Raw genomic sequence first — 26,854 nt, 5'->3', positions numbered from 1 at the left:
ACGGGGGGAGTTTAGCAGTTCAATTTTTATAATCTTGGAATATTTTTATTATTACCTATTACCACCATTGTTTTTATTATTGGTGGGAGTAACATTCTTTGGGTCAGGTGGATGGAGCATCAGAATACCCATTCCACTTAGCAGAAAAGGTACCCTGAAGCCCAATCACGTTTCGCAGCTTGATCATACTTCCAGGGCTTGATTGTTATCAATAGTACGGAGTCTGTCATGGAAGAAAAACCCAACCGGTATAAACGGCTGTTCTGTCGGTTGATGATTCGACTAGGCAATAAACTGTCAGTGAGTTTTCAACTGTCAGTCCGTTAACACTGAAAGGAACACTTTTGCGCCAGGGATTGGCGCATCAGGTAAGGAAAAAGTATGTTTCCGATAAATTTACTGACAACCCCCTGGCTCCCCGTGCGTTTAAAAGACGGCTCTACGGGCAAGCTGGCGCCGGTTAATCTGGCGGATGAAAACGTGGTGGATATAGCCGCTGCGCGGGCGGATTTACAGGGTGCGGCCTGGCAGTTTCTGCTGGGTCTGTTGCAATGCAGTATTGCACCGAAAAACTATTCTCGCTGGGAGGATATCTGGATTGATGGGCTGAGCGAGGATGCGCTTCAGCGAGCGCTGGAACCTCTGGAGGCAGCCTTTCAGTTTGGTGCTGAGACCCCTTCTTTTATGCAGGATTTCGAAGCGTTAAGCGGAGAAAAAGTCTCAATAGCTTCGCTGCTGCCAGAAATCCCCGGCGCGCAAACCACAAAGTTTAATAAAGACCATTTTGTTAAGCGCGGCGTCACGGAGCACTTTTGCCCGCACTGCGCGGCGCTGGCGCTATTTTCGTTGCAGCTAAATGCGCCATCGGGTGGTAAAGGTTACCGTACCGGCCTGCGCGGCGGCGGGCCGATGACCACGCTGATTGAATTACAGGAATATAAGGGAGAGCGGCAAACGCCCCTGTGGCGCAAGCTGTGGCTAAACATTATGCCGCAGGATAGCGCCGGAATGCCTGTGCCTGAAAGGTATGATGAAACGGTTTTCCCCTGGCTGGCCCCAACCCGCACCAGCGAACTGGCAAGCGCAGTCACTACGCCAGAACAGGTGAATCCACTTCAGGCCTATTGGGGAATGCCGCGACGCGTTCGCATCGATTTTGACGCGACCCATTCAGGCCGCTGCGATCTCTGTGAAACCGAAAGTGATGAATTACTTAGCGGGATGACCGTGAAGAATTATGGCGTCAATTACGCGGGATGGACTCATCCGCTGACGCCTTATCGTCTGCCTCTGAAAGAGGGCAGTGAGCGTTATTCCGTCAAGCCGCAGCCCGGCGGGCTTATCTGGCGCGACTGGCTGGGTTTAAATCAGAAAGGCGCTTCGGAAAATAACACCGAATATCCAGCGTTAGTCGTTACAACATTCAGTGCGCGCAGCCTTAATGACGTAAAAGCCGGGCTGTGGGGCTTTGGCTATGATTTCGACAATATGAAAGCCCGCTGCTGGTATGAGCACCATTTTCCGCTGCTATTAACCGAAAATATTATTCCCGATCTACGCAAGGCGGCGCTAACGGCATCGCGCAACCTTAGCCTGCTGCGCAGCGCGTTGAAAGAGGCCTGGTTTTCCGATGCTAAAGGCGATCGCGGAGATTTCAGCTTTATTGATATCGACTTCTGGCATCTCACCCAGGGACGCTTTCTTGAGCTTATTCGCGATCTTGAAAACGGCCAGAACGCAGACGAAAGGCTGAACCGGTGGCAAACGAATATCTGGCTGTTTACCCGCAGCTACTTTGATGACTGCGTTTTTACCAACCCTTACGAGAGTACCGATCTCAAACGCATCATGATGGCGCGTAAAAAATATTTCACCCAATCGGCGGAGAAACAGAACGCGAAAGCCGCCAAAGCTAAAAAGCAGGAGGCTACTGAATGAGTATTGTGAAGGACGACCATAAGGCGACGCTGCGCCGATGGCATGCTGAATTACAAGAAAAACGCGGCCTGCGCGCCAGCCTGCGGCGCAGCAAAACGGTGAATGAAGCCTGCCTGTCAGAAGGATTTCGTTCCCTGCTGATGCAGACTCACACGTTATGGAAACGTGAAAACGAGGAGTGGCGTTTTACTGCCCTCGCTATTACGGCAGCGCTGGCAGCACAGGTTAAATATATTGATGAACGCCAGACGTTAGCTGTCCAGCTAGGCCAGATGAACGGCAATAACCCAGTCATGTCGGAGCTGCGTTTTTCCAGGCTGTCTGCGGTAAAAACGCCTGACGAACTGCTGCGTCAGTTACTGCGTGCCGTTCGGCTGCTTAATGGCGTGGTGAACCTTCCCTCACTGGCGGACGACGTCTTCCACTGGTGCCGGGAAAACAACGAGCTACTTAACCATATCCGCCGCCAGCAGCGGCCGACTGAATTTATCCGTATCCGCTGGGCGCTGGAGTACTACCAGGCCGGTGAAGCCAACAACGACAATCAATAAGAGATTATCAGATGACCACATTTATTCAGCTGCATTTACTCACCGCTTATCCGGCCGCTAACCTGAACCGCGACGACACCGGCTCGCCGAAGACTGTTGTGCTCGGCGGCGCGACGCGTCTGCGCGTTTCTTCGCAAAGCCTGAAGCGCGCATGGCGAACTTCCGAACTTTTTGAGCAGGCGTTGGCGGGAAATATTGGTATCCGTAGCGGACGTATTGCCCGCGAGGCGGCGAAGATCCTCATTGAAAAGGGTATTGATGAGAAAAAGTCCATCGAGTGGGCGGCAAAGATTGCCGATTACTTAGGTAAGGCAAAAGCAGATAAAAAAGCAAAAGATCTGCTGACTAACACCGAAACCGAGCAACTGGTGCATATCAGCCCGGCAGAATTTGAAGCGGTAAAAGCGCTGGCGCAGCGTCTGGCGGAAGAAAAGCGTGCTCCCCAGGAAGAAGAACTCAATTTATTGCGCCACGATCGCATGGCCGTCGATATCGCCATGTTTGGCCGCATGCTGGCCAATAAACCGGAGTTCAACGTTGAGGCAGCCTGCCAGGTTGCGCATGCCTTCGGCGTCGGTGAAACAATCATTGAAGATGACTTCTTTACCGCCGTGGATGACCTGCGCCAGGCGTCTGCGGAAGATGCCGGTGCTGGACACCTCGGCGAAACCGGATTTGGCTCTGCGCTTTTTTATACCTATATCTGCATCGACAAAGATCTGCTGGTCAAAAACCTGAATGGTAATGAAGAGCTGGCGAACAAAACGCTGCGCGCGTTTACCGAAGCTGCGCTGAAAGTCTCGCCAACCGGCAAGCAAAACAGCTTCGCCAGCCGCGCCTATGCGTCCTGGACGCTGGCGGAAAAAGGGACCGAGCAACCGCGTTCGCTGGCGGCAGCGTTTTACAATCCGATCAACGGCACTAATCAGCTTGATGTTGCCGTAAAACGTATCACCGAACTGCGTGAAAATATGAATAAGGTTTATGAACAGCAAACGCAATTCGTTGATTTTGATGTTGTGAGCGGGAAGGGAAGCATGAAGAACGTGCTGGACTTTATCTGCGCGTAAGGGGCGGCTATGAGCCAATATCTGGTTTTTCAGCTTCACGGGCCGATGGCCTCCTGGGGCGTAGATGCGCCCGGCGAAGTGCGCCATAGCCACGAGCTGCCCTCGCGTTCGGCTCTGCTGGGTTTACTGGCGGCGGCGCTGGGTATCCGGCGCGATGAAGAAGCGCGCTTAAACGCCTTCAATCAGCATTACTCTTTTCTGCTGTGCGCCAGCAAAAACCCCCGTTGGGCGCGAGACTATCACACGGTCCAGATGCCGAGAGAGGTGCGTAAAGCCCGTTATTTCAGCCGTCGTGAAGAATTGAGCGATCCAGAACTGCTCAGCGCGATTATCTCCCGGCGAGATTATTACACTGACGCCTGGTGGATGGTGGCGCTCGCGTCAACGCCCGATGCGCCTTATACGCTGGAGCAATTACGGGATGCGCTACAGCAGCCGATATTTCCGCTGTATCTGGGGCGAAAAAGTCATCCGCTGGCTTTGCCGCTTGCGCCGTTGTTGCTGGAGGGGGCCGCGCCGGATGTATTGAACGAGGCGTATCAACAGTATCGGGATAATTTCAGCAGGCTAAAGCTTCCGCTGGCGAAACTCCAGTCTGAATGCTGGTGGGAAGGCGAGCATGACGGTTTGCAAGCCAATAAAGTTTTACGTCGTCGCGACAGGCCGATGAGCCGCCAGCAGTGGACGTTTGGCGAGCGTACCGTTAACCAAGGACCGCTGTTCATCAAGGAGGAACCGTGTACCTCGCAAAAATAACGCTGCATACCAGTCAGCTTTCACCATCACAGCTATTACAACTGGTGGATCGCGGTGAATATGTGATGCACCAGTGGCTTTGGGAGTTATTTCCCGGTGGGCAGGAGCGGCAGTTTCTTTATCGCCGGGAGGAGCTTCAGGGGGCGTTTCGTTTCTTTGTTCTTTCCCTTGAGCCTCCTGCTGAAAGTGAGATCTTTGATATTCAATACCGACCGTTTGCACCGACCCTGAGCACAGGACAGACCTTGCGTTTTAGCCTGCGCGCTAACCCAACGATTTGTAAGTCCGGTAAACGTCACGATCTATTGATGGAAGCGAAGCGCCAGGTAAGGGGACAGGTTAATGGCCCGGATATCTGGCAGCACCAGCAGCAGGTGGCGCAGGACTGGCTGGTGCGTCAGGGGGAGCAGAACGGGTTCTCACTACGCGAGGTGAATGTGGATGCCTATCGCCAGCAGCAGGTTGTACGAGCGAAGTCCCGTCAGGTGATCCAGTTTAGCAGCGTGGATTATTCCGGCGTGCTGGTGGTTAACGATCCCAGGTTATTTCTGCAACGCTTGGTTCAGGGATACGGTAAAAGCCGGGCTTTCGGCTGTGGTTTGATGTTGATTAAACCTGGAGACGGCGAGTGACATTTGTGCCGCTAAGTCCGATACCCCTTAAAGATCGCACGTCGATGATTTTTCTCCAGTACGGGCAGGTTGACGTGCTGGATGGTGCATTTGTGTTGATCGATAAGACGGGGATCCGCACCCATATTCCGGTGGGATCGGTGGCCTGTATCATGCTGGAGCCGGGTACTCGGGTTTCCCATGCAGCGGTGCGCCTGGCTTCGACGGTCGGTACGCTACTGGTATGGGTTGGGGAAGCGGGAGTGCGGGTTTACGCTTCCGGACAGCCCGGCGGGGCGCGGGCGGATAAGCTGCTTTATCAGGCGAAGCTGGCGCTGGATGATGATTTGCGCCTGAAAGTGGTGCGAAAAATGTATGAATTGCGTTTTCGCGAACCACCGCCGGCACGTCGTTCTGTCGAGCAGTTGCGCGGTATTGAAGGGGCCCGCGTCCGTCAGACTTATTCGCTACTCGCTAAACAGTATGGTGTGAAGTGGCATGGACGTAATTATGATCCTAAAGACTGGGAAAAAGGCGATGTGTTAAACCAGTGCATCAGCGCCGCAACTTCATGTCTTTATGGCATTTCTGAAGCCGCGGTGCTGGCGGCTGGTTACGCGCCAGCGATTGGTTTTATCCATAGCGGCAAACCTCTTTCATTTGTCTATGACGTCGCGGACATCATCAAGTTTGAGTCAGTCGTTCCTAAGGCATTTGAAATCGCCGCTCTAGCGCCCTCTGAACCCGATCGTGAAGTCAGACTGGCCTGTCGTGATATTTTTCGTAGTACGAAGCTTACCGGAAAACTCATTCCTTTAATTGAAGAAGTGCTCGCGGCGGGTGGAATAGAGCCACCCCAGCCAGCGTCAGATATGTTGCCGCCAGCAATACCGGAGCCACAATTGCTCGGCGATGGCGGGCATCGGGGGCATGGTTGATGAGTATGGTCGTTGTTGTCACGGAAAATGTTCCACCGCGCCTGCGAGGACGGCTTGCCATCTGGCTACTGGAGATCCGGGCCGGTGTATATGTTGGCGATATCTCAAAACGTGTACGGGAGATGATCTGGCAGCAGATTACACAATTGGGGGGCGTCGGAAACGTGGTAATGGCCTGGGCCACGAATACAGAGTCCGGTTTTGAGTTTCAAACCTGGGGTGAAAATAGACGTATTCCGGTAGATTTGGATGGACTGAGATTGGTTTCTTTTCTTCCTGTTTAAAATCAATAACTTATATGTTCTTTAATAAAGAGGGATTGTTATTATTATGTTGGTAGATTGTTTCGCCATAAAAAAGATAATAGAAAACAATTATATGCCTTTAGAGTGTTCCCCGCGCCAGCGGGGATAAACCGATTCCCAACATGGGCGGCGTTCCTCTTGTATGGTGTTCCCCGCGCCAGCGGGGATAAACCGGGCCAGGGCGGTATTAAAGCAGGCACCTTTGTGTGTTCCCCGCGCCAGCGGGGATAAACCGGAGGACACCATGCCGTTACATAAATTTGTTATGTGTTCCCCGCGCCAGCGGGGATAAACCGATCGAGTTTCCCACTCTTATAAATGATAAAGAGTGTTCCCCGCGCCAGCGGGGATAAACCGGCACGTAAGGATAGCTGGGTGTTGTATTTACAGTGTTCCCCGCGCCAGCGGGGATAAACCGTTGTTGGGAAAGTCGTTTATCGACTGATTCAGGTGTTCCCCGCGCCAGCGGGGATAAACCGGCATTACCAAAACGTTGCCAGAAGTGCAGATCGTGTTCCCCGCGCCAGCGGGGATAAACCGATGGTAGCTGGGCGCATGTCGATGAATTATATGTGTTCCCCGCGCCAGCGGGGATAAACCGTGGACCAAGGCGGTTGAAGAATACCGCCAGGCGTGTTCCCCGCGCCAGCGGGGATAAACCGGTGCGCACTGGACAACGACCAGAAATCAGCACGTGTTCCCCGCGCCAGCGGGGATAAACCGATCAACTGCGTTACAACTAAACTTATGGTCTTGTGTTCCCCGCGCCAGCGGGGATAAACCGGCCGCTTGTCGCTGGAGTTCTTCAAGTTCGCTGTGTTCCCCGCGTCAGCGGGGATAAACCGTTCACTCCCTCGCCTCTAAAGTGATGCCAGCGGGGTTCCTCCGCCACATATCCCAGGTCCGTGTCCGATTCCGGACATATTCCCACGCACGGATTCTGCTATCGTATTGGCGCCATTTGGGATGGCGTTAATTTAATCACTCAGGGATATGACAATGAAAAAGATCGCGCTGGCTGCGCTGTTGATGGGTATGAGCGCCGCGTCTTATGCTGAAACCGAAATTTGCAAACAATACTTCACGGAAATGGACAGCTTTATTAAAGAAGCGTCAAAACATGAAGAGGCAAAAGCCCAGGTGGAGACGCTGAAAACCCAGTTAACGGAAGGCAGAAAACAGCTTGAAAGCTACCCGGTTGAGCAACAGGATGCAGGCTGTAAGCAAGGCCTGGAAGCAATGAAACAACTGAACGCAGCGATGGGTATCAAAAAATAACAAAAAGGGAGCCGATGCTCCCTTTTTTAGTTTTTACGAACGGCAGATTTACTTTGTCCCCGCCTTTGCCAGTTCTTTGACCAACGGCAGCATAATACGCACTACATCGCGGCTGCGTCGGTCAATACGCCCCGGCAGGGCCTGATCGATATGCTGGACGTTATCGAGCTTGATGTTATGCCAGCTCACGCCATCCGGGAAGGATTTCGATTTCGCGCGCTGCTGATAGCCATCCTTTTTCCCCAAATTCCAGTTGGTGGCCTCAACGGATAACACCGGAATACCAGCATTATCAAAGATTTCTGCATCATTGCAGCAGCTTGTTCCCTGAGGATAGTCAGGATTAAGGCCCGGATTGGAGGTCGCGCTAATCCCCAGAGAGCGTGCGATAGCCAGCGCCCTGTCACGGGTGAGCTTGCGCACCGATGCGGGGGTTTTCTTGCCGCTGTTGAAATAGAGATTATCGCCGACAATAAGGTTATCGAGATTAATCACCAGCAGCGTTTGCTTCTTCTCATGCTCACTCATGCGTTTAAGGATGTTTTCGGCTCCCAGGTTGCCTTGCTCTTCACCGCTGGTCGCCACAAAGCGAATAGTGTATTCCGTTGGCACCGATTTCAGTTGTTCCGCCAGCTCCAGCATTACCCCCACTCCTGAGGCGTTATCATCGAGCCCCTGCAGCGTCAGACCGCCCAGATTATTGTCGGTATCCGCATCGCTGCGCGGCGCGTAGGTGTCCAGATGCGCCACAATAATGATCTGCTGTGGGTGCTTGCCTTCATGCGCGGCAATAACGGTGCTGCCGGTGACGTTCTGCCAGTTGTGCTGATTACTACGAGAAGTCCAACTGTAGCGGCTGTTGAACTTGCGGATGTCACTCTGATAACCCATCTGCGCAAACTGCTGGCGTATATAATCCGCTGCGAGCATTTCAGCCGGCGAGCCGGTCATGCGGCCGGGAAAATAGGTGGCGATATGGCGCGCCTGATTGCTTGCAAATTCGCCGGGATGAGGTGCTCGTGCCTGAGCAGAAAAAATAAAGCATACGCCGAGCGCCAGGGCAGCGGTACGGTGGCGCAATGCGGAGAGCATAGAGAGTCCTTTTACGACAAAAATTTTATCGCGCTTAGTATGAAACTGTGACCCGGTTTACACAATTTCATTTGTTCTTAACTCTGCAAAAATATGGTGGTTAAGCACTTTTTGGCATTTGCTTTTTTATCTCGTTATTCCTTTGCGGAACTACTCATTCCAATTCGTAATTTCATTCACTCTACTCTCCCCCCTATAGTCCCACTATTACTGGTTGCGAGTGAGTTGTTGCCCTGTGGATTACCTTCCTTTATTTGCTGACGTCAAAGACCGCCCCGTGTTGGTTGTCGGTGGTGGCGACGTTGCCGCTCGTAAGATTGCTTTTTTACGTCGCGCGGGGGCACGCGTGCTGGTGGTGACAAAACATCTCGAACCCTCACTACAACAGTTAGTGGATGAGCAAGAGATCCACCTGCTGGCGGATACGTTCGATGAAGCGCAACTCGACAACGTCTTTCTGGTGATTGCGGCAACGGATGACGGGGACGTCAACCGTCGTGTCTTTGACGCCGCAAATGCCCGCCATCGTCTTGTCAACGTGGTAGATGACCAGCCGCTGTGCTCATTTATCTTCCCGTCGATTGTTGACCGCTCGCCGCTGCTGGTGGCGATCTCTTCCGGCGGCAACGCACCGGTACTGGCGCGATTGCTGCGTGAAAAAATTGAAGCGTTGTTGCCCGCGAACTTAGGCCGTATGGCTGAGGTGGCCGGGCGCTGGCGCACGCGCATTAAAGCATTTCGTAAAACCACCGACGAACGTCGTCGTTTCTGGGAGAGTGCCTTTCGTGGTCGCTTTGCCAGCCTGATGGCGGCGGGCAAAGAGCAGGCCGCGGAACAGGTGCTGGCTGATGAACTCGCGAAACCGGGCAGTAGCACCGGCGAAATCATTCTGGTTGGCGCGGGGCCCGGTGATGCCGGGCTGCTAACGTTGCGTGGTTTGCAGGTTATCCAGCAGGCTGACGTGGTGTTTTACGATCATCTGGTGACCGATGGCGTGCTGGAGCTCGTACGCCGCGATGCGGAACTGATCAGCGTGGGTAAACGCGCTGGCTCGCACCTGGTTGCGCAGCATGACACCAATCGCATGCTGGTTGAGGCCGCGCAGGCGGGCAAAACCGTGGTGCGGTTGAAAGGCGGAGACCCGTTTATCTTTGGTCGCGGTGGCGAAGAGTTACATGCGGCTGCGGCAGCAGGTATCCCCTTCCAGGTGGTGCCCGGCGTGACGGCGGCATCCGGCGCGACGGCTTACGCAGGCATTCCGCTGACACACCGCGACTACGCGCAAAGTGCCACCTTTGTTACCGGACATTACAAAGCCGACAGCGCACCGTTTGACTGGTCGCAACTGGCGCAAAGTCGCCAGACGCTGGCTATCTATATGGGTACGATGAAAGCGGCAGAAATTGGCGAACAACTCATCGCTCACGGGCGAGAGGCACAGACACCGGTCGCGGTGATTTCGCGCGGCACACGGGCTGACCAGCAGGTCAGAACCGGCACATTACAACAAATTGAGGAACTGGCGAAAGATGCGCCAATGCCCGCCCTGCTGGTCGTGGGCGAGGTGGTACAACTGCATCATGAACTCGCCTGGTTTCAACACACGACAGGCCCGGAAGCGTTTGACGCCTCCGTGGTGAATCTGGCTTAAGGAACGGTTATGGATCAAAAACGACTCACTCACCTGCGACAACTGGAAGCCGAAAGCATCCATATCATTCGCGAGGTGGCCGCCGAATTCTCCAATCCGGTGATGATGTATTCCATCGGTAAAGACTCCAGCGTGATGCTGCATCTGGCGCGTAAAGCCTTCTATCCTGGCACGCTGCCGTTCCCGCTGTTGCATGTGGACACCGGCTGGAAATTCCGTGAGATGTATGAGTTCCGTGACCGCACAGCGAAAGCGTATGGCTGTGAGCTGCTGGTGCACAAAAACCCGGAAGGGGTGGCGATGGGCATTAACCCATTCGTCCACGGCAGCGCCAAGCACACCGATATCATGAAAACCGAAGGGCTTAAGCAGGCGCTGAACAAATACGGTTTTGATGCGGCCTTCGGCGGCGCGCGCCGTGACGAAGAGAAGTCCCGCGCCAAAGAGCGAATCTACTCTTTCCGCGATCGCTTCCACCGCTGGGATCCGAAAAATCAGCGTCCTGAACTGTGGCACAACTACAACGGCCAGATTAATAAAGGCGAGAGCATCCGCGTTTTCCCGCTCTCAAACTGGACCGAGCTGGATATCTGGCAGTATATCTACCTGGAAAATATTGAAATTGTTCCGCTGTATCTGGCCGCAGAGCGCCCGGTGCTGGAGCGCGACGGCATGCTGATGATGATCGACGACGATCGTATCGACCTGCAACCTGGCGAAGTGATCGAACAGCGGATGGTGCGTTTCCGTACGCTTGGCTGCTGGCCGCTGACCGGCGCTGTGGAGTCCGAAGCGCAGACGCTGCCGGAAATTATCGAAGAGATGCTGGTTTCCACCACCAGTGAACGTCAGGGCCGCGTGATTGACCGCGACCAGGCAGGCTCCATGGAGCTGAAAAAACGTCAGGGATACTTCTAAGGAGCCGCCATGAATACCACTATTGCCCAACAAATTGCCAACGAAGGCGGCGTCGAAGCGTACCTGCACGCACAGCAGCACAAAAGCCTGCTGCGTTTTCTGACCTGCGGCAGCGTCGATGACGGGAAAAGCACCCTGATTGGCCGCCTGCTGCATGACACGCGCCAGATTTATGAAGATCAGCTCTCTACGCTGCACAATGACAGCAAACGTCACGGTACCCAGGGGGAAAAACTCGACCTGGCCCTGTTGGTCGACGGCCTGCAGGCGGAACGTGAGCAGGGTATCACCATCGACGTGGCATACCGTTACTTCTCAACCGAGAAGCGCAAATTTATCATTGCCGACACCCCGGGGCACGAACAGTACACCCGTAATATGGCCACCGGTGCGTCAACCTGTGATCTCGCGATCCTGCTGATTGACGCCCGTAAAGGCGTGCTGGATCAGACCCGTCGCCACAGCTTTATCTCCACCCTGCTGGGCATTAAACACCTGGTGGTGGCGGTCAATAAAATGGATCTGGTCGGCTTTAGCGAAGAGACCTTTGAGAACATTCGTCAGGAGTACCTGACCTTTGCTGAACAGCTACCGGGCAATCTGGACATTCGCTTTGTACCACTGTCGGCGCTGGAAGGGGATAACGTCGCCAGCCAGAGCGCGAACATGCCGTGGTACAGCGGCCCGACGCTGCTGGAAGTCCTCGAAACCGTCGAAATTCAGCGCGTTGTGGACACCCAGCCGATGCGTTTCCCGGTGCAGTACGTTAACCGCCCGAACCTCGATTTCCGTGGCTTCTCTGGTACGCTGGCCTCGGGCAGCGTGAAGGTTGGCCAGCGCATCAAAGCACTGCCGTCTGGGGTGGAATCCACCGTTGCGCGCATCGTGACCTTTGATGGCGACCTACAGGAAGCCCATGCGGGTGAAGCGATTACCCTGGTGCTTAAGGACGAGATCGACATCAGCCGTGGCGATCTGATCCTGGATGCCCAGGAGAGCGTGCCTGCGGTGCAGAGCGCGTCCCTCGACGTCGTATGGATGGCTGAGCAGCCGCTGGCACCAAGACAGAGCTTTGACATCAAAGTGGCCGGTAAAAAGACCCGCGCCCGCGTCGATGCCATTCAATATCAGGTAGATATTAACAATCTCACCCAGCGTCAGGTGGATACGCTGCCGTTAAACGGTATCGGTCTGGTCGATTTGACCTTTGATGAGCCGCTGACCCTGGATGCGTATCAACAAAACCCGGTGACCGGCGGTGTTATCTTTATCGACCGCCTGAGCAACGTGACCGTAGGCGCCGGCATGGTGCGTGAAGTGCATCAGCAGGAGACGACTGTACCGTCGCAGTTCAGCGCCTTTGAGCTGGAGCTGAATCAGCTTATCCGTAAACATTTCCCACACTGGGGCGCGCGTGATTTGCTGGGAGGTAAGTAATGGCCGCTCATGATGAGAACGTCGTCTGGCATCCTCACCCGGTGACCGTTGCGCAGCGTGAGCAACTCCACGGCCACCGTGGGGTTGTGCTGTGGTTTACCGGGCTGTCTGGTTCCGGTAAATCGACGGTAGCGGGGGCGCTGGAAGAGGCATTACATCAGCAGGGTGTCAGTACTTACCTGCTCGATGGCGACAATGTGCGTCACGGCCTGTGTAGCGATCTGGGCTTTAGCGATGAAGACCGCAAAGAGAACATTCGCCGGGTCGGGGAAGTCGCCAGCCTGATGGCTGATGCCGGGCTGGTGGTGCTGACCGCGTTTATCTCCCCGCACCGTGCTGAGCGGCAGATGGTGCGTGAGCGCGTGGGGGAGGGGCGTTTTATAGAAGTTTTCGTGGATACGCCGCTGGCGATTTGCGAAGCACGCGACCCGAAGGGACTTTATAAAAAAGCGCGCGCGGGAGAGTTACGCAACTTCACCGGCATCGACGCCGTTTACGAAGCGCCTGAAACACCCGAAGTTCACCTGCAAGGTGAACAATTGGTAACAAATTTGGTGAGCCAATTATTAGACCTCATGAGACGGGACGATATGATCAGATCCTGAGACAGTGCCGGGGATACGCAGAACGTGGGGCGTATCCTGTTTCGTCGGCCAGTCAGTTAATGGGATCAGATATGCGTAATAGTCAGAACATCACCATCTCAAGGTCGGATACCATCACGACCAGCGAAGAGACCACCTGGTCCCTGCCTGGGGCCGCAGTGGGCTTTGTCGCGTGGCTGTTGGCGCTGGCTATCCCTTTTCTGATTTACGGTCCTAACACGCTGTTCTTCCTCCTCTACACCTGGCCTTTCTTCCTTGCGCTGATGCCCGTTTCGGTTGTGGTGGGTATAGCCCTGCATTCCATCGTCAATGGCAAACTGCTCTACAGCATTGTCCTCACTGCGCTCACGGTTGTGGCCATGTTTGGCGCGTTGTTTATGTGGCTGATGGGCTAAAGCCATCCATACTTCAAACCGTAACTCACATTAAGACGATGTGTCCTGGGGACAACCCTACGGAAAGGTGCGTAAATATGTTACATTCTGTCGCGGTGACTCGTTATCACCCGGCCCCGGTGTGGAGTCTGAGAAAAAGTTATGGGATGATGATGCCGTTTTTCAGGGGGCAGGATGGGTAAACTAACGCTGCTATTGCTGGCTTTGCTGGTCTGGCTACAGTATTCACTGTGGTTTGGCAAAAATGGTCTTCACGACTATAGCCGTGTCAGCGAAGATGTGGGCGCACAGCAGGCGACAAACGCCAAATTAAAAGCGCGAAACGATCAACTCTTTGCTGAAATTGACGATCTCAATGGCGGCCAGGAAGCGATTGAGGAACGCGCTCGCAACGAATTAACGATGACCAAACCGGGCGAAACCTTTTATCGTCTGGTGCCGGACGCGTCCAAACGCAACCAGGGGTCAGTACAGAACACACAAAATAATCGATAAACAATCCCGGGTTTACGACATGTCTGTAATTATTCCGGACGTTTGTGCGGTGGTGCCGGCTGCCGGATTTGGCCGCCGCATGCAAACGGAATGTCCCAAGCAATATCTTTCCATTGGCGATAAAACGATCCTCGAACATGCAGTGGCGGCCTTGCTGGTCAACCCAAACGTGGGGCGTGTCATTATCGCCGTCAGCCCCGGTGATGAGCATTTTGCCCGCTTGCCGCTGGCGCAACATCCCGCCATTACCGTTGTGGCTGGTGGCGCTGAACGTGCGGACTCCGTACTGGCGGGGCTGAAAGCCGCGCAAGGGGCTCAGTGGGTACTGGTGCATGACGCCGCACGTCCTTGCCTGCACCAGGATGATTTAAATCGCCTGCTACAACTGCGTGAAACCAGCCGGGTCGGCGGTATTCTTGCTGCGCCGGTTCGCGACACCATGAAGCGTGCTGAACCTGGTAAAACGGCTATTGCCCACACCGTTGAGCGTAACGATTTATGGCATGCGCTCACGCCGCAATTTTTCCCTCTGGAACTCCTCCACGACTGCCTGACGCGTGCGCTCAACGAAGGCGCAACCATCACCGATGAGGCCTCGGCACTCGAATATTGTGGATTCCACCCGGAACTGGTCGCCGGACGCGCGGATAATATTAAGGTGACGCGTCCTGAGGATCTGAAACTTGCAGAATTTTATCTCACCCATTCTTAACACCAGGAGAAGGCATAATGCGCATTGGACACGGTTTTGACGTACACGCATTTGGCGGCGATGGCCCCATTATTATCGGTGGCGTGCGCATTCCCTGGGAGAAAGGCCTGCTGGCGCACTCCGATGGCGATGTCGCGTTACATGCGCTGACCGATGCCCTGTTAGGCGCGGCGGCGTTGGGGGATATTGGTAAGCTGTTCCCGGATACCGACCCGTCGTTCAAAGGGGCAGACAGCCGTGCGCTGCTGCGCGAGGCATGGCGTCGCATCCAGGCCAAAGGCTACGTGATTGGCAATGTGGACGTCACTATCATCGCGCAGGCACCGAAAATGTTGCCGCATATCCCGCAGATGCGCGTGTTTATCGCCGAAGATTTGGGCTGCCACATGGACGACGTGAACGTGAAAGCAACCACGACCGAGAAACTCGGTTTTACCGGACGTGGCGAAGGTATTGCCTGTGAGGCGGTGGCGCTCCTGCTTAAGGCGGCGAAATGACCGGCTTCGACCAGCTCACCTATTTGCACGGTAAACCTGCGGCTAGCGGTTTACTGAAAGCCAATCCGGAAGATTTCGTGGTTATCGAGGACTTAGGCTTCGAACCCGACGGTGAAGGTGAACATATTCTGGTGCGAATTCTGAAAAACGGCTGCAATACGCGCTTTGTTGCCGACGCGCTGGCGAAGTTCCTTAAAATACACGCCCGTGAAGTCAGCTTTGCCGGACAGAAAGATAAACACGCGGTGACCGAGCAATGGCTGTGCGCGCGCGTGCCGGGTAAAGAGATGCCGGACCTGAGCGCGTTTCAGCCGGAAGGCTGTAAAGTGCTGGAATATGCCCGCCATAAGCGCAAATTGCGTTTAGGCGCGCTTAAAGGCAACAGTTTCACTCTTGTGCTACGCGAAATCAGCAACCGTAACGACGTGGAATCCCGCCTGCAGGCAATCCGCGAGGGCGGCGTACCGAACTATTTTGGTGCGCAACGTTTTGGCATCGGCGGCAGCAATCTACAGGGTGCGCTACGTTGGGCACAAAACGATGCCCCGGTACGCGATCGTAATAAGCGCAGTTTTTGGTTGTCGGCGGCACGCAGTGCATTGTTTAATCAGATTGTTAGCGAGCGCCTGAAAAAAACAGACTTTAATCAAGTTGTTGACGGCGATGCGCTACAATTATCGGGGCGCGGAAGTTGGTTTGTGGCGACCGCAGCAGAGCGTGCAGAGCTGCAGACGCGCGTTGATGATAAAGCGCTGATGATTACCGCCTCAATGCCGGGAAGCGGCGAATGGGGAACGCAGGGCGAAGCGCTGTCATTTGAGCAGGCCGCCGTTGCCGATGCGCCGGAATTGCAGGCGTTGCTGGTGCGTGAAAAGGTTGAGGCGTCGCGCCGCGCAATGCTGCTCTTTCCGCAACAATTAAGCTGGAACTGGTGGGATGACGTGACCGTCGAGTTGCGCTTCTGGCTGCCGGCAGGTAGCTTCGCCACCAGTGTGGTAAGGGAAATTATCAATACATTGGGTGATTATGCGAATATTGCTGAGTAACGATGACGGGATTCATGCGCCAGGTATTCAGACGCTGGCAAAGGCCCTGCGGGAGTTTGCCGACGTACAGGTCGTGGCTCCCGATCGTAACCGTAGCGGCGCATCCAACTCGTTAACGCTTGAATCCTCCCTCCGAACTTTCACCTTCGAAAACGGCGACATTGCGGTGCAGATGGGCACCCCGACCGACTGTGTCTATCTGGGCGTCAACGCGCTGATGCGCCCGCGCCCGGACGTTGTCGTCTCTGGCATTAACGCCGGGCCGAACCTCGGGGACGATGTTATCTATTCTGGTACTGTCGCGGCAGCGATGGAAGGACGCCATCTGGGCTTTCCGGCCCTGGCGGTGTCGTTAAATGGCCAGACGCATTACGAGACAGCTGCGGCTGTCACCTGCTCCATTCTGCGCGCGCTGTCGCGCGAGCCGTTACGTACCGGGCGTATTCTGAATATTAATGTCCCGGACTTGCCGCTCAGTGAAATCAAGGGTATTCGTGTTACCCGCTGCGGTAGTCGTCATCCTGCGGATAAAGTCATTCCGCAGCAGGATCCACGAGGCAACACGCTTTACTGGATTGGCCCTCCGGGCGAGAAATACGACGCCGGGCCGGATACCGATTTTGCCGCCATCGATGAGGGTTTTGTTTCTGTCACCCCACTACACGTGGATTTAACCGCGCATAGCGCGCATGATGTGGTTTCGGGCTGGCTGGATCGCGCCGGAGTGACTGAACGATGGTGAACAGACGCGTACAAACACTGCTTGATCAATTACGCGCGCAGGGCATTACCGATGAGCATGTGCTGGAAGCCATCTCGCTGGTACCGCGCGAGAAATTTATCGATGAGGCGTTTGAACATAAGGCCTGGGATAACGTGGCGCTGCCTATCGGCCAGGGCCAGACTATCTCTCAGCCTTATATGGTGGCGCGGATGACGGCTTTACTCGAGCTGACGCCGCAATCCAGGGTGCTGGAAATTGGCACGGGGTCTGGTTATCAGACTGCGATACTGGCGCATCTGGTGCATCACGTTTGTACGGTTGAACGCATTAAAAGTCTGCAATGGCACGCACGACGTCGCCTTAAACAACTTGATTTACATAATGTTTCAACTCGACATGGCGATGGCTGGCAGGGTTGGCAGGCACGGGGTCCATTTGATGCCATTATCGTCACCGCCGCACCGCCAGAAATTCCGGCGGCGTTGATGTCGCAACTGGATGAAGGCGGTATTCTCGTTTTACCTGTGGGCGACGAGCAGCAACTTCTTAAACGTGTTCGTCGACGGGGAGGCGAATTTGTAATCGATACCGTGGAAGCCGTGCGCTTTGTGCCGCTGGTTAAAGGCGAACTGGCCTGATAAACAGATTTTTCCTGATGTTTTCATGCCGCATCAGCGTATGGTGGGCAAATTTGCCGAAACCGTTCACGGTTAATTTTAAGTCATTGGTAGCTAACACATTCCTGGGGGATAAATGAGCACGGGAAGCCCTAAATTCACCGTAAGCCGTGTTGCGGCACTATCACTGGTTTCTATCTGGCTGGCAGGCTGTACAAGCTCCAGCAACGCACCCGCTCCGGTCAGTTCGGTAGGTGGCAATACCAGCTCCAGCAGCAATTCCGGAATGTTAATCACTCCGCCACCAAAAATCGGTACCGCGTCACAGCCGCAAATTCAGCCCGTACAGCGCCCGGTACAGACCGCGCCTGTTCAGTCTGTTCCGGAACAACCTGTTCAGACTGTTAATGGCAAAATCATCTATAACCGTCAGTATGGGAACATTCCGAAAGGGAGCTATACCGGCGGCAGTACCTATACCGTAAAACGCGGTGATACTTTATTTTATATTGCGTGGATAACCGGGAACGATTTCCGAGACCTTGCCCAGCGCAACCATGTTGCTGCACCCTACGGTTTGACAGTGGGTCAAACCCTGCAAGTGGGTAATGCATCAGGTACGCCAATAACGGGCGGAAATGCGATAACTCAGGCAGATGCGAGCGCACAAGGAATTGTCTCAAAACCTGCACAAAATTCCACCGTAGCTGTTGCTTCAAAACCAACAATTACGTATTCTGAGGATTCAGGTGAACAAAGTGCTAACAAAATGTTGCCGAACAACAAGCCTGCGACCCCTGTCACAGCGCCTGTTACGGCTCCAACTGTCAGCACGACCGAACCGACCATCAGCAGCACGTCAACCAGTACGCCGATTGCTTCCTGGCGCTGGCCGACAGATGGCAAAGTTATCGACAACTTCTCTGCTACCGAGGGTGGCAACAAAGGTGTCGATATCGCAGGTAGCAAAGGACAGGCAATCGTCGCGACCGCAGATGGACGCGTCGTCTATGCCGGTAACGCGCTTCGCGGTTACGGTAATCTTATTATCATCAAACATAACGATGATTACCTGAGTGCCTACGCCCATAACGATACGATGCTGGTCCGGGAACAACAAGAAGTTAAGGCGGGGCAAAAAATCGCTACCATGGGTAGCTCCGGAACCAGTTCTACACGCTTGCATTTTGAAATTCGTTACAAGGGGAAATCCGTAAACCCGCTGCGCTATTTGCCGCAGCGATAAATCGGCAAAGTGGTTGAACCGTTCCTCATTGTTGTCGTTGCAGCGCGCGCAGATGCCGCTGCAATAGTCAGTAATGAAGTGCTTTTCAGGTGCTTTGTCCAGGGATCACGGGTAGGAGCCACCTTATGAGTCAGAATACGCTGAAAGTTCATGATTTAAATGAAGATGCGGAATTTGATGAGAACGGAGTAGAGGCTTTTGATGAGAAAGCCTTAGTTGAAGAGGAACCCAGTGATAACGACCTGGCCGAAGAGGAATTGTTATCGCAGGGCGCTACCCAGCGTGTGCTGGATGCGACTCAGCTTTATCTTGGGGAAATTGGTTATTCCCCTCTGCTAACGGCCGAAGAAGAAGTTTATTTTGCACGTCGCGCTTTGCGTGGTGACGTTGCTTCTCGCCGCCGCATGATCGAAAGTAACCTGCGTCTGGTAGTGAAAATTGCCCGTCGTTATAGCAATCGTGGCCTGGCGTTGCTGGACCTGATTGAAGAAGGGAACCTGGGCCTGATCCGTGCGGTTGAAAAATTCGACCCGGAACGTGGTTTCCGTTTCTCCACCTATGCGACCTGGTGGATTCGTCAGACTATTGAACGGGCGATTATGAATCAAACCCGTACTATCCGTCTGCCAATCCATATTGTTAAAGAGCTGAACGTCTATCTGCGTACCGCGCGTGAGTTGTCCCATAAACTGGACCACGAACCGAGTGCGGAAGAGATTGCCGAACAACTCGACAAGCCGGTCGATGATGTGAGTCGCATGCTGCGCCTCAACGAGCGTATCACCTCGGTGGATACACCGCTGGGTGGTGATTCCGAGAAAGCGCTGCTGGATATCCTGGCCGATGAAAAAGAAAACGGCCCGGAAGACACAACGCAAGATGACGATATGAAACAGAGCATCGTCAAATGGCTGTTCGAACTGAACGCCAAACAGCGTGAAGTGCTGGCACGTCGTTTCGGTCTGCTGGGATATGAAGCAGCAACGCTGGAAGATGTGGGTCGTGAAATCGGTCTGACACGCGAGCGCGTACGTCAGATTCAGGTTGAAGGTCTGCGCCGTCTGCGTGAAATCCTGCAGGCGCAAGGGCTGAATATCGAAGCGCTTTTCCGCGAATAAGTATTGAACATCAAAAGGCCGGTCCAATGACCGGCCTTTTTCTTGCGTGCTTTCCGGCTTAACGCTTATCTGCCGCCAGCAGCGGTGGGATCGTTGGCACCTGCGGCGCGTCATCAATATCTTTTTGCGTCATACGAAACGCCTCCGGATAGTGTTCGCGACTGGTGCGACGTAGTGGTTCGGTATCGCGCCAGGTATACAGACAATGCTGGCACTGATAAACGGTCCAGATACCTTTCACCGGTGAGGTTGCCATCACCTCAATGTGTTCATCGGCACAACGTGGACAAATCATTCTCTTCTCCTTATTTACGTGCGGCCAGCATGGCGGTCAGTTTTTCAACCCACTCTTTGGTTTCAGGGAGATCCTGTACAGGTTGGCTGTAGTGACCGCGCGTATCCGGTGCGACCGGCGTCGTCGCGTCGATAATCAGTTTGTCGGTAATGCCTGCCGGGCTTGAGCCTGGGTCCAGCTCCAGTACCGACATATTCGGTAACTGCACAAGATCGCCTGCCGGGTTCACTTTTGACGACAGCGCCCACATCACCTGCGGCAGGTTGAACGGGTCAACGTCTTCATCGACCATAATGACCATTTTTACGTAGCCCAGGCCGTGCGGCGTGGTCATGGCGCGCAGGCCCACCGCGCGGGCAAAACCGCCGTAGCGTTTTTTGGTGGAGATGATGGCCAGCAGGCCGTGGGTGTACATGGCATTCACTGCCTGCACTTCCGGGAACTCAGCTTTTAACTGTTGATACAGGGGGACGCAGGTCGCCGGGCCAATCAGGTAGTCGATTTCAGTCCACGGCATACCCAGGTAAAGCGATTCAAAAATCGGTTTTGTGCGATAAGAGACTTTATCGATACGCACGACCGTCATATTGCGTCCACCGGAATAGTGACCGGTAAATTCGCCGAAGGGGCCTTCGATTTCGCGTTTACGCCCCTCGATAACCCCTTCGAGGATCACTTCCGAGCCCCACGGTACATCAAAACCGGTGAGCGGCGCGGTGGCGATGGGGTAAGGACTTTCGCGCAGCGCCCCGGCCATTTCGTATTCTGACTGATCGTATTTCAGCGGCGTGGCACCCATCAGGGTGATGATCGGATCGTTCCCGAGCGTGATCGCAACCGGCAAGTCTTCGCCACGCTCCTCCGCTTTATGCAGATGTAGCGCAATGTCGTGCATCGGCACCGGCTGCAGGCCCAGTTTGCGTTTGCCTTTCACTTCCATACGGTAGATGCCGACGTTTTGCTTACCAAAATGGTCAGGATCGACCGGATCGCGGGAGACAACGCACGCTTTATCAAGATAGAAACCGCCATCGCCATCGTTCAGACGAAACAGCGGCAGGATGTCAAACAGGTTAATCTCTTCACCATTGACAGTATTTTCCGCCCACAGCGGATTTGCACGGCGCTCCGGTGCGACAGGGAAGGTATCCCAGCGGCGGATAAACTCGTCAATCTGCTTTTTAACTGGCGTGTTCGATGGCAAACCCATAGAGATCGCATGATTCTGCCAGGAACCAATGGTGTTCATTGCCACGCGCGCATCGGTAAAGCCGCGAATATTATCGAACCACAGTGCAGGCGCGCCGTCGCCGATACGCCCGGTGGCATTGGCCGCCGCCGCAATATCTGGCTCGGCGTTAACCTCTTCACTGATTTTCAGCAGTTGTCCCTGATCATCAAGGGCCTGCAAGAAGCTTCGTAAATCATCAAAAGCCATATTCTTTCTCCTGTGAAAAATGCTGTGCCGCCTGCAGGCCCTCCCAACGGCGTGCTTTGCGGTGCTCCAGACCAAACTGGTCGAGCACGCGGGCCACGATATGCTGGGTAATGTCATCAACAGTCTGCGGATGGTTGTAATACGCGGGCATGGGAGGGACCATCGCCACCCCCATGCGGGAAAGCGCTAACATATTTTCTAAATGAATGGTGCTCAGCGGCATTTCACGCGGGACGAGCACCAGTTTGCGGCCCTCTTTGAGCACCACATCGGCGGCGCGACCAACCAGCCCTTCGGCGTAGCCCGCACGGATACCTGCCAGCGTTTTCATGCTGCAGGGAATAATTATCATGCCGTCGGTGCGAAACGAGCCTGAGGAGATGGTGGCTGCCTGATCGGCCGGGTTATGAGTGACATCAGCCAGTGCCGCCACTTCGCGGGCAGTCCAGGGCGTTTCCAGTTCAATAGTAGTTTTCGCCCACTTCGACATCACCAGATGAGTTTCAACCTCTGGCATCTCCTGTAGCGCCTGCAATAACGCCACGCCCAATGGTGCGCCGGTTGCCCCCGTCATCCCGATTATCAGTTTCATTCACCACCTCAATCATTGTTCGTATGCGAACGTTTTGAAATAACCTACTCCTGAGGATCGTCACAGACAAGATTGTTCGTATACGTGCGCATTTTTTGCTAAAAAAAGTCGCGTTAAAATTCGGCAAGTTAATGGCTATCATAGGGAGGAGAAACCCATAACGGAGCATTCATGGAGTTAAGAAAAGAGGCCTTTCACCTGCTACGTCAGCTATTCCAGCAACACACGGCGCGCTGGCAACAGGTACTGCCGGAACTGACCAAACCACAATATGCGGTGATGCGTTCTATTGCCGAAAATCCCGGTATTGAACAGGTTGCCCTGACGGAGGTGGCGGTCAGCACGAAAGCGACCCTCGCGGAAATGCTCAGCCGTATGGAGACGCGTGGTCTGGTCCGCCGTGAGCACGATCCGGACGACAAACGACGCCGTTTTTTATTTTTGACCGAGGAAGGTGAAGCGGTGCTGAAGGCGAGCATCCCGGCGGGTAATGGCGTGGACGCAGAGTTTCTTGGCAAGTTAAGCGAGGAAGAACGTGAGCAATTCACGCAGCTCGTTCGTCGGATGATGCGCTGAATCAGTAGGGAAGGGCAGGAAACAAACCGGACGGAGTGTTTCCTGCAAAATACGACGTATTAGTTCAGCGTGTATTCCAGCGAGATTTCCGCATTTAATACTTTCGATACCGGACAACCGGCTTTGGCTTTCTGAATGGCTTCATCAAATTTAGCAGGATCGGCCCCCGGTACTTTTACTGCACTTTTCAGGGCGACTTTGGTAATCGCGAACCCGCCGTCAACCTGGTCCAGCGTGACGGTTGCCGTTGTGTCGATGCTGTCTGCCGTGTAGCCTACTTCGCCCAGAATGAGCGAAAGCGCCATTGAGAAACAGGCCGCATGTGCCGCGCCGATCAGCTCTTCCGGGTTAGTCCCCTGAACGCCTTCGAAACGGGTGTTGAAGCCATAAGGAAGTTCTTTAAGGGCACCGCTTTCTGTTGAAACAGTCCCTTTCCCACGTTTCAGATCACCTTCCCAGTGAGCCTGCCCTTTCTTGTGAATTGCCATAGCATGGTTCCTTTTCATTATTGAGAGAAATCAGTCGAGACAAATAAAAAGTATAGAAGCCGATATCGGGCTTGCCTGGCATTCGGGGAAATTATTCGATAAAGCATGGCCCGCAAGGTCGTTGCGGGCCGGGGGAGTTAGATGAGGCTTTTGAGACGGTAAATCCACTCGAGCGCCTGACGCGGCGTGAGGGAATCGGGGTCAAGATTTTCCAGCGCTTCCATTGCCGGGCTGGTCTCTTCCGGTACGGCTAACAGCGACATCTGCGTGCCATCAATCTGCGTGGCGCCGGCACTCGGCGACAGGCTTTCCAGCTCGCGCAATTTTCCACGCGCGCGCTTGATCACCTCTTTTGGAACACCTGCCAGTGCGGCTACCGCCAGACCATAGCTTTTGCTCGCCGCACCATCCTGCACGCTGTGCATAAAGGCAATGGTGTCGCCATGTTCCAGCGCGTCAAGATGGACATTGGTCACACCTTCCATTTTTTCTGGCAACTGGGTCAGTTCGAAATAGTGAGTGGCGAACAACGTCAACGCTTTGATTTTATTGGCCAGATTCTCTGCACAGGCCCAGGCCAGCGACAGACCGTCGTAGGTAGAGGTGCCGCGACCAATTTCATCCATCAGCACCAGGCTGTTTTCCGTGGCGTTATGCAGGATATTGGCCGTTTCGGTCATCTCCACCATAAAGGTCGACCGCCCGCTTGCCAGATCATCTGCCGCGCCCACACGCGTAAAGATGCGATCAATAGGGCCTATTTCCACCTTCTGCGCCGGAACGTAGCTGCCGATATACGCCAGCAACGCGATCAGCGCCGTCTGGCGCATGTAGGTACTTTTACCGCCCATATTCGGCCCGGTAATGATGAGCATCCTGCGCTGGGGCGAAAGGTTCAAGGGGTTGGCGATAAACGGTTCATTGAGCACACGCTCCACGACCGGGTGACGGCCTTCAACAATACGGATACCGGGTTTATCGCTGAATGTCGGACAGCAGTAGTTCAGCGTGTCCGCACGCTCTGCCAGATTGACCAGCACGTCCAGCTCTGCCAGCGCCGTGGCGCTCTGCTGTAAATCGCCAAGGTGCGGCAGCAATTTGTCGAACAGTTCATCATAAAGCTGTTTTTCCAGCGCCAGCGCTTTGCCTTTTGAGGTCAAAACCTTGTCTTCATACTCTTTCAGTTCAGGAATAATGTAGCGCTCGGCATTTTTCAGCGTCTGACGGCGAACATAGTGAATGGGGGCAAGATGGCTCTGCCCGCGGCTAATCTGAATGTAATAGCCGTGTACGGCGTTATAGCCGACTTTAAGGGTATCGAGACCGAGCTTTTCGCGCTCGCGAATTTCCAGTCTGTCGAGGTAGTCCGTTGCGCCGTCTGCCAGCGCTCGCCACTCATCGAGCTCGGCGTTGTACCCCGGCGCGATAACGCCGCCATCGCGCACCAGCACCGGCGGGGCATCAATGATGGCGCGTTCCAGCAGTTCACGTAGTTCCGTAAACTCACCCATTTTTTCCCGCAGGTTTTGCACCGGCTCGCTCTTCACCTGCGCCAGTTGGGCGCGCAGCTCCGGCAGTTGCTGGAACGCATGGCGCATGCGCGCGAGGTCGCGGGGTCTGGCAGTTCGCAGTGCCAGACGGGCAAGAATACGTTCCAGATCGCCAACCTGACGCAGTACTGGCTGCAATTCGCCGGTGTTTTCCTGCAATGCGCCAATGGTCTGCTGACGTTCCAGAAGGGTTTTGGTATCGCGTACCGGCATATGCAGCCAGCGTTTGAGCATACGGCTGCCCATCGGCGTGACCGTGCAGTCGAGCACGGATGCCAGGGTGTTTTCGATACCGCCCGCCAGGTTCTGGGTAATTTCCAGATTGCGGCGCGTGGCGGCATCCATAATGATGCTGTCCTTCTGGCGCTCCATGGTGATGGAACGAATGTGGGGCAGGGCGGTGCGCTGGGTATCTTTGACATACTGCAACAGACAACCCGCAGCGCAGAGGCCGCGTGGGGCATTTTCCACACCAAAGCCAACCAGATCGCGGGTACCAAATTGCAGATTGAGCTGCTGGCGTGCGGTGTCGATTTCAAATTCCCATAGCGGGCGACGGCGCAGACCACGGCGGCCTTCAATCAGCGATGTTTCGGCGAAGTCTTCGGCATAGAGCAACTCAGCGGGGTTAGTGCGCTGCAGTTCTGCCGCCATGGTTTCACGGTCAGCGGGTTCACTGACGCGAAAACGCCCGGAGCTAATATCCAGCGTGGCATAGCCAAACCCTTTGCTGTCCTGCCAGATGGCCGCCAGCAAGTTGTCCTGACGCTCCTGCAATAACGCTTCGTCGCTGATGGTGCCTGGGGTGACGATACGCACCACTTTGCGCTCAACCGGCCCTTTGCTTGTGGCCGGATCGCCGATTTGCTCGCAAATGGCGACCGATTCACCCAGGCTGACCAGTTTTGCCAGATAGTTCTCTACCGCGTGATGCGGCACCCCGGCCATCGGGATGGGTTCACCTGCGGAAGCGCCGCGTTTCGTCAACGAGATGTCCATCAACTGAGATGCACGTTTCGCATCGTCATAAAACAGCTCGTAAAAGTCGCCCATGCGATAGAAGAGCAGGATATCCGGATGTTGTGCTTTCAGTTTCAGATACTGCTGCATCATTGGGGTGTGGGCGTCGAAATTCTCTAGTGTACTCATCAGTTTATGATGTCCATTTTCTTAAATTTTAATGAGTTAGTGATGTTTGTTGTTCTCATTGAGTTTCACGTCTCATTGATTTTCATGAATGCCGGGGCATTTCATAAATGCGCAGATTGCATGATAACGGAGTCTGTGAGGGAGGAAAACCAGAGGGAAGGCCGCTGTTGTTTAAAACGAGAGAAATGGTGAGGTCTGGTGACAAAGATAAGGCTGATATTAGCGAAATTCGTGGTTTACGTTTCTCCTGTGGTGCGACTGGTGTTAAGTCTTATTTCTACCGCTACACGAGTCCTGTGACAGGAAAACTTGCTCGGGTCAAAATTGGCAACTTTCCGCAGACTTCTCTCGCCGCTGCACGTCTTAAACTCAACGAATTAAAGCTCCTCCGTCAGGAAGGTCGGTGCCCTGCATCGGAACTCAAGCAGGAAAAACAACTTCGTGCAATCGAGGCTGAACAGGCCAAAGTACCTGAATTAACTGTGCAGGGATTAGTTGAGCTCTACCTGACTGAGAGCATTGAGGACCGCAAAACTAAGGATGGCAAAATCATTCCGGGGGCCCGGAAGAAGAAAGGCCAGGATGAAGTGCGCAGAACACTGTATGCCGATGCGGTAGATAAACTGGGTGATCGTAATGCAGCGGAAATCACACGCAACGACGTGATTACGCTAATCAATGGCATTGTCGCTGTAAGCGTGGGGAATATACAGACTAGCTATCATTTATAACTATGCTACGTAGCTAGTTTTCTAGCTAGAAATAA

Annotated in this window: 29 protein-coding genes and 1 CRISPR repeat array; of the genes, 23 read left to right on the top strand and 6 right to left on the bottom strand. The window is 54.3% G+C overall.

The window, feature by feature from the left end; translation table 11 throughout:
- Positions 1 to 381 precede the first annotated feature (381 nt).
- The 8 genes from casA (at position 382) to IP582_RS20240 (ending at position 7,447) form a co-directional block, all read left to right on the top strand.
- Positions 382 to 1,938, top strand: a complete 1,557-nt coding sequence (casA, locus tag IP582_RS20275) for a type I-E CRISPR-associated protein Cse1/CasA (RefSeq protein ID WP_193794265.1) — start codon at positions 382 to 384, stop codon at positions 1,936 to 1,938.
- Positions 1,935 to 2,489 carry a type I-E CRISPR-associated protein Cse2/CasB gene (casB, locus tag IP582_RS20270; protein ID WP_193794264.1) on the top strand — a complete coding sequence of 185 codons (555 nt, stop codon included), beginning with the start codon at positions 1,935 to 1,937 and terminating at the stop codon, positions 2,487 to 2,489. Before casA ends, casB begins: the two co-directional genes overlap by 4 nt.
- Positions 2,490 to 2,500: 11 nt before the next feature.
- Positions 2,501 to 3,559, top strand: a complete 1,059-nt coding sequence (gene cas7e / locus IP582_RS20265) for a type I-E CRISPR-associated protein Cas7/Cse4/CasC (protein ID WP_193794263.1) — start codon at positions 2,501 to 2,503, stop codon at positions 3,557 to 3,559.
- Positions 3,560 to 3,568: 9 nt separating this feature from the next.
- Positions 3,569 to 4,315, top strand: coding sequence for a type I-E CRISPR-associated protein Cas5/CasD (gene cas5e, locus IP582_RS20260; protein WP_193794262.1), 747 nt, complete (start codon positions 3,569 to 3,571; stop codon positions 4,313 to 4,315).
- Entirely contained in the window at positions 4,297 to 4,947 is a 651-nt protein-coding gene (gene cas6e, locus IP582_RS20255) for a type I-E CRISPR-associated protein Cas6/Cse3/CasE (RefSeq protein WP_193794261.1), read from the top strand. Before cas5e ends, cas6e begins: the two co-directional genes overlap by 19 nt.
- Positions 4,944 to 5,864, top strand: a complete 921-nt coding sequence (cas1e, locus tag IP582_RS20250; protein ID WP_193794260.1) for a type I-E CRISPR-associated endonuclease Cas1e — start codon at positions 4,944 to 4,946, stop codon at positions 5,862 to 5,864. Before cas6e ends, cas1e begins: the two co-directional genes overlap by 4 nt.
- Positions 5,864 to 6,148 carry a type I-E CRISPR-associated endoribonuclease Cas2e gene (gene cas2e, locus IP582_RS20245; RefSeq protein ID WP_193794259.1) on the top strand — a complete coding sequence of 95 codons (285 nt, stop codon included), beginning with the start codon at positions 5,864 to 5,866 and terminating at the stop codon, positions 6,146 to 6,148. Before cas1e ends, cas2e begins: the two co-directional genes overlap by 1 nt.
- Positions 6,149 to 6,253: 105 nt before the next feature.
- A CRISPR array of direct repeats spans positions 6,254 to 7,014; the repeat unit is 29 nt; unit sequence GTGTTCCCCGCGCCAGCGGGGATAAACCG.
- A 154-nt stretch (positions 7,015 to 7,168) separates the two neighbouring features.
- Entirely contained in the window at positions 7,169 to 7,447 is a 279-nt protein-coding gene (locus IP582_RS20240; RefSeq protein ID WP_193794258.1) for a DUF5339 domain-containing protein, read from the top strand.
- Positions 7,448 to 7,495: 48 nt separating this feature from the next.
- Here IP582_RS20240 and IP582_RS20235 read toward each other — a convergent pair whose 3' ends face one another.
- Positions 7,496 to 8,539, bottom strand: coding sequence for an aminopeptidase (locus IP582_RS20235; protein ID WP_193794257.1), 1,044 nt, complete (start codon positions 8,537 to 8,539; stop codon positions 7,496 to 7,498).
- Between the two features lie 235 nt (positions 8,540 to 8,774).
- On the opposite strand from IP582_RS20235, the gene cysG reads away from it, so the two are divergent.
- The 13 genes from cysG to rpoS all read left to right on the top strand — a co-directional run bounded on the left by cysG (position 8,775) and on the right by rpoS (position 20,000).
- Complete coding sequence (gene cysG, locus IP582_RS20230) at positions 8,775 to 10,190, top strand: siroheme synthase CysG (protein WP_193794256.1); 1,416 nt, start codon at positions 8,775 to 8,777, stop codon at positions 10,188 to 10,190.
- A gap of 9 nt (positions 10,191 to 10,199) precedes the next feature.
- Entirely contained in the window at positions 10,200 to 11,108 is a 909-nt protein-coding gene (gene cysD / locus IP582_RS20225; RefSeq protein WP_039077690.1) for a sulfate adenylyltransferase subunit CysD, read from the top strand.
- A gap of 9 nt (positions 11,109 to 11,117) precedes the next feature.
- Positions 11,118 to 12,545 carry a sulfate adenylyltransferase subunit CysN gene (cysN, locus tag IP582_RS20220; RefSeq protein ID WP_193794255.1) on the top strand — a complete coding sequence of 476 codons (1,428 nt, stop codon included), beginning with the start codon at positions 11,118 to 11,120 and terminating at the stop codon, positions 12,543 to 12,545.
- Positions 12,545 to 13,150 carry an adenylyl-sulfate kinase gene (cysC, locus tag IP582_RS20215; RefSeq protein WP_039077688.1) on the top strand — a complete coding sequence of 202 codons (606 nt, stop codon included), beginning with the start codon at positions 12,545 to 12,547 and terminating at the stop codon, positions 13,148 to 13,150. The genes cysN and cysC overlap by 1 nt, the downstream gene beginning before the upstream one ends.
- A gap of 71 nt (positions 13,151 to 13,221) precedes the next feature.
- Entirely contained in the window at positions 13,222 to 13,545 is a 324-nt protein-coding gene (locus tag IP582_RS20210) for a DUF3561 family protein (protein ID WP_039077687.1), read from the top strand.
- Between the two features lie 174 nt (positions 13,546 to 13,719).
- Entirely contained in the window at positions 13,720 to 14,040 is a 321-nt protein-coding gene (gene ftsB, locus IP582_RS20205) for a cell division protein FtsB (RefSeq protein ID WP_039077686.1), read from the top strand.
- Between the two features lie 19 nt (positions 14,041 to 14,059).
- Complete coding sequence (gene ispD, locus IP582_RS20200) at positions 14,060 to 14,752, top strand: 2-C-methyl-D-erythritol 4-phosphate cytidylyltransferase (RefSeq protein ID WP_193794254.1); 693 nt, start codon at positions 14,060 to 14,062, stop codon at positions 14,750 to 14,752.
- Between the two features lie 17 nt (positions 14,753 to 14,769).
- Positions 14,770 to 15,249 carry a 2-C-methyl-D-erythritol 2,4-cyclodiphosphate synthase gene (gene ispF, locus IP582_RS20195; protein ID WP_039077684.1) on the top strand — a complete coding sequence of 160 codons (480 nt, stop codon included), beginning with the start codon at positions 14,770 to 14,772 and terminating at the stop codon, positions 15,247 to 15,249.
- On the top strand, positions 15,246 to 16,295 hold the full coding sequence (gene truD, locus IP582_RS20190; protein WP_193794253.1) for a tRNA pseudouridine(13) synthase TruD: 1,050 nt from the start codon (positions 15,246 to 15,248) through the stop codon (positions 16,293 to 16,295). The genes ispF and truD overlap by 4 nt, the downstream gene beginning before the upstream one ends.
- The gene (surE, locus tag IP582_RS20185; RefSeq protein ID WP_039077682.1) at positions 16,276 to 17,037 is read left to right on the top strand and encodes a 5'/3'-nucleotidase SurE; all 762 of its coding nucleotides are present in this window, start codon (positions 16,276 to 16,278) and stop codon (positions 17,035 to 17,037) included. Before truD ends, surE begins: the two co-directional genes overlap by 20 nt.
- Positions 17,031 to 17,657 (top strand): protein-L-isoaspartate(D-aspartate) O-methyltransferase, encoded by a 627-nt coding sequence (locus tag IP582_RS20180; protein ID WP_039077681.1) that lies wholly within the window; start codon positions 17,031 to 17,033, stop codon positions 17,655 to 17,657. The genes surE and IP582_RS20180 overlap by 7 nt, the downstream gene beginning before the upstream one ends.
- A 175-nt stretch (positions 17,658 to 17,832) precedes the next feature.
- Positions 17,833 to 18,882 (top strand): murein hydrolase activator NlpD, encoded by a 1,050-nt coding sequence (nlpD, locus tag IP582_RS20175; RefSeq protein ID WP_228008002.1) that lies wholly within the window; start codon positions 17,833 to 17,835, stop codon positions 18,880 to 18,882.
- A 125-nt stretch (positions 18,883 to 19,007) separates the two neighbouring features.
- Positions 19,008 to 20,000, top strand: a complete 993-nt coding sequence (rpoS, locus tag IP582_RS20170; protein WP_039077679.1) for an RNA polymerase sigma factor RpoS — start codon at positions 19,008 to 19,010, stop codon at positions 19,998 to 20,000.
- Positions 20,001 to 20,058: 58 nt separating this feature from the next.
- On the opposite strand, the gene IP582_RS20165 is transcribed toward rpoS, so the two are convergent.
- Genes IP582_RS20165 through IP582_RS20155 form a run of 3 tightly spaced genes read right to left on the bottom strand, consistent with a single transcriptional unit; the run spans position 20,059 to position 22,325 of the window.
- Positions 20,059 to 20,295 (bottom strand): non-oxidative hydroxyarylic acid decarboxylases subunit D, encoded by a 237-nt coding sequence (locus IP582_RS20165; RefSeq protein WP_039077678.1) that lies wholly within the window; start codon positions 20,293 to 20,295, stop codon positions 20,059 to 20,061.
- 10 nt (positions 20,296 to 20,305) lie between these two features.
- Complete coding sequence (locus IP582_RS20160; protein ID WP_193794252.1) at positions 20,306 to 21,733, bottom strand: non-oxidative hydroxyarylic acid decarboxylases subunit C; 1,428 nt, start codon at positions 21,731 to 21,733, stop codon at positions 20,306 to 20,308.
- Positions 21,723 to 22,325, bottom strand: a complete 603-nt coding sequence (locus IP582_RS20155) for a non-oxidative hydroxyarylic acid decarboxylases subunit B (protein WP_193794251.1) — start codon at positions 22,323 to 22,325, stop codon at positions 21,723 to 21,725. Before IP582_RS20155 ends, IP582_RS20160 begins: the two co-directional genes overlap by 11 nt.
- 171 nt (positions 22,326 to 22,496) lie before the next feature.
- Between IP582_RS20155 and IP582_RS20150 the strand changes: the two genes are divergently transcribed.
- The gene (locus tag IP582_RS20150; RefSeq protein WP_193794250.1) at positions 22,497 to 22,901 is read left to right on the top strand and encodes a MarR family winged helix-turn-helix transcriptional regulator; all 405 of its coding nucleotides are present in this window, start codon (positions 22,497 to 22,499) and stop codon (positions 22,899 to 22,901) included.
- Positions 22,902 to 22,960: 59 nt separating this feature from the next.
- Here IP582_RS20150 and IP582_RS20145 read toward each other — a convergent pair whose 3' ends face one another.
- Both IP582_RS20145 and mutS read right to left on the bottom strand, forming a co-directional pair.
- Positions 22,961 to 23,389, bottom strand: a complete 429-nt coding sequence (locus IP582_RS20145; protein WP_039077674.1) for an OsmC family protein — start codon at positions 23,387 to 23,389, stop codon at positions 22,961 to 22,963.
- A gap of 137 nt (positions 23,390 to 23,526) precedes the next feature.
- On the bottom strand, positions 23,527 to 26,088 hold the full coding sequence (gene mutS, locus IP582_RS20140) for a DNA mismatch repair protein MutS (protein ID WP_193794249.1): 2,562 nt from the start codon (positions 26,086 to 26,088) through the stop codon (positions 23,527 to 23,529).
- Between the two features lie 107 nt (positions 26,089 to 26,195).
- Between mutS and IP582_RS20135 the strand changes: the two genes are divergently transcribed.
- Complete coding sequence (locus tag IP582_RS20135; protein ID WP_228007920.1) at positions 26,196 to 26,819, top strand: integrase arm-type DNA-binding domain-containing protein; 624 nt, start codon at positions 26,196 to 26,198, stop codon at positions 26,817 to 26,819.
- Positions 26,820 to 26,854 lie beyond the last annotated feature (35 nt).

It is taken from the genome of Citrobacter sp. BDA59-3, from assembly GCF_015167655.1.
GTDB classification, from domain to species: Bacteria; Pseudomonadota; Gammaproteobacteria; order Enterobacterales; family Enterobacteriaceae; genus Phytobacter; species Phytobacter diazotrophicus.
This window is presented reverse-complemented; position numbering and strand designations above follow the sequence as displayed.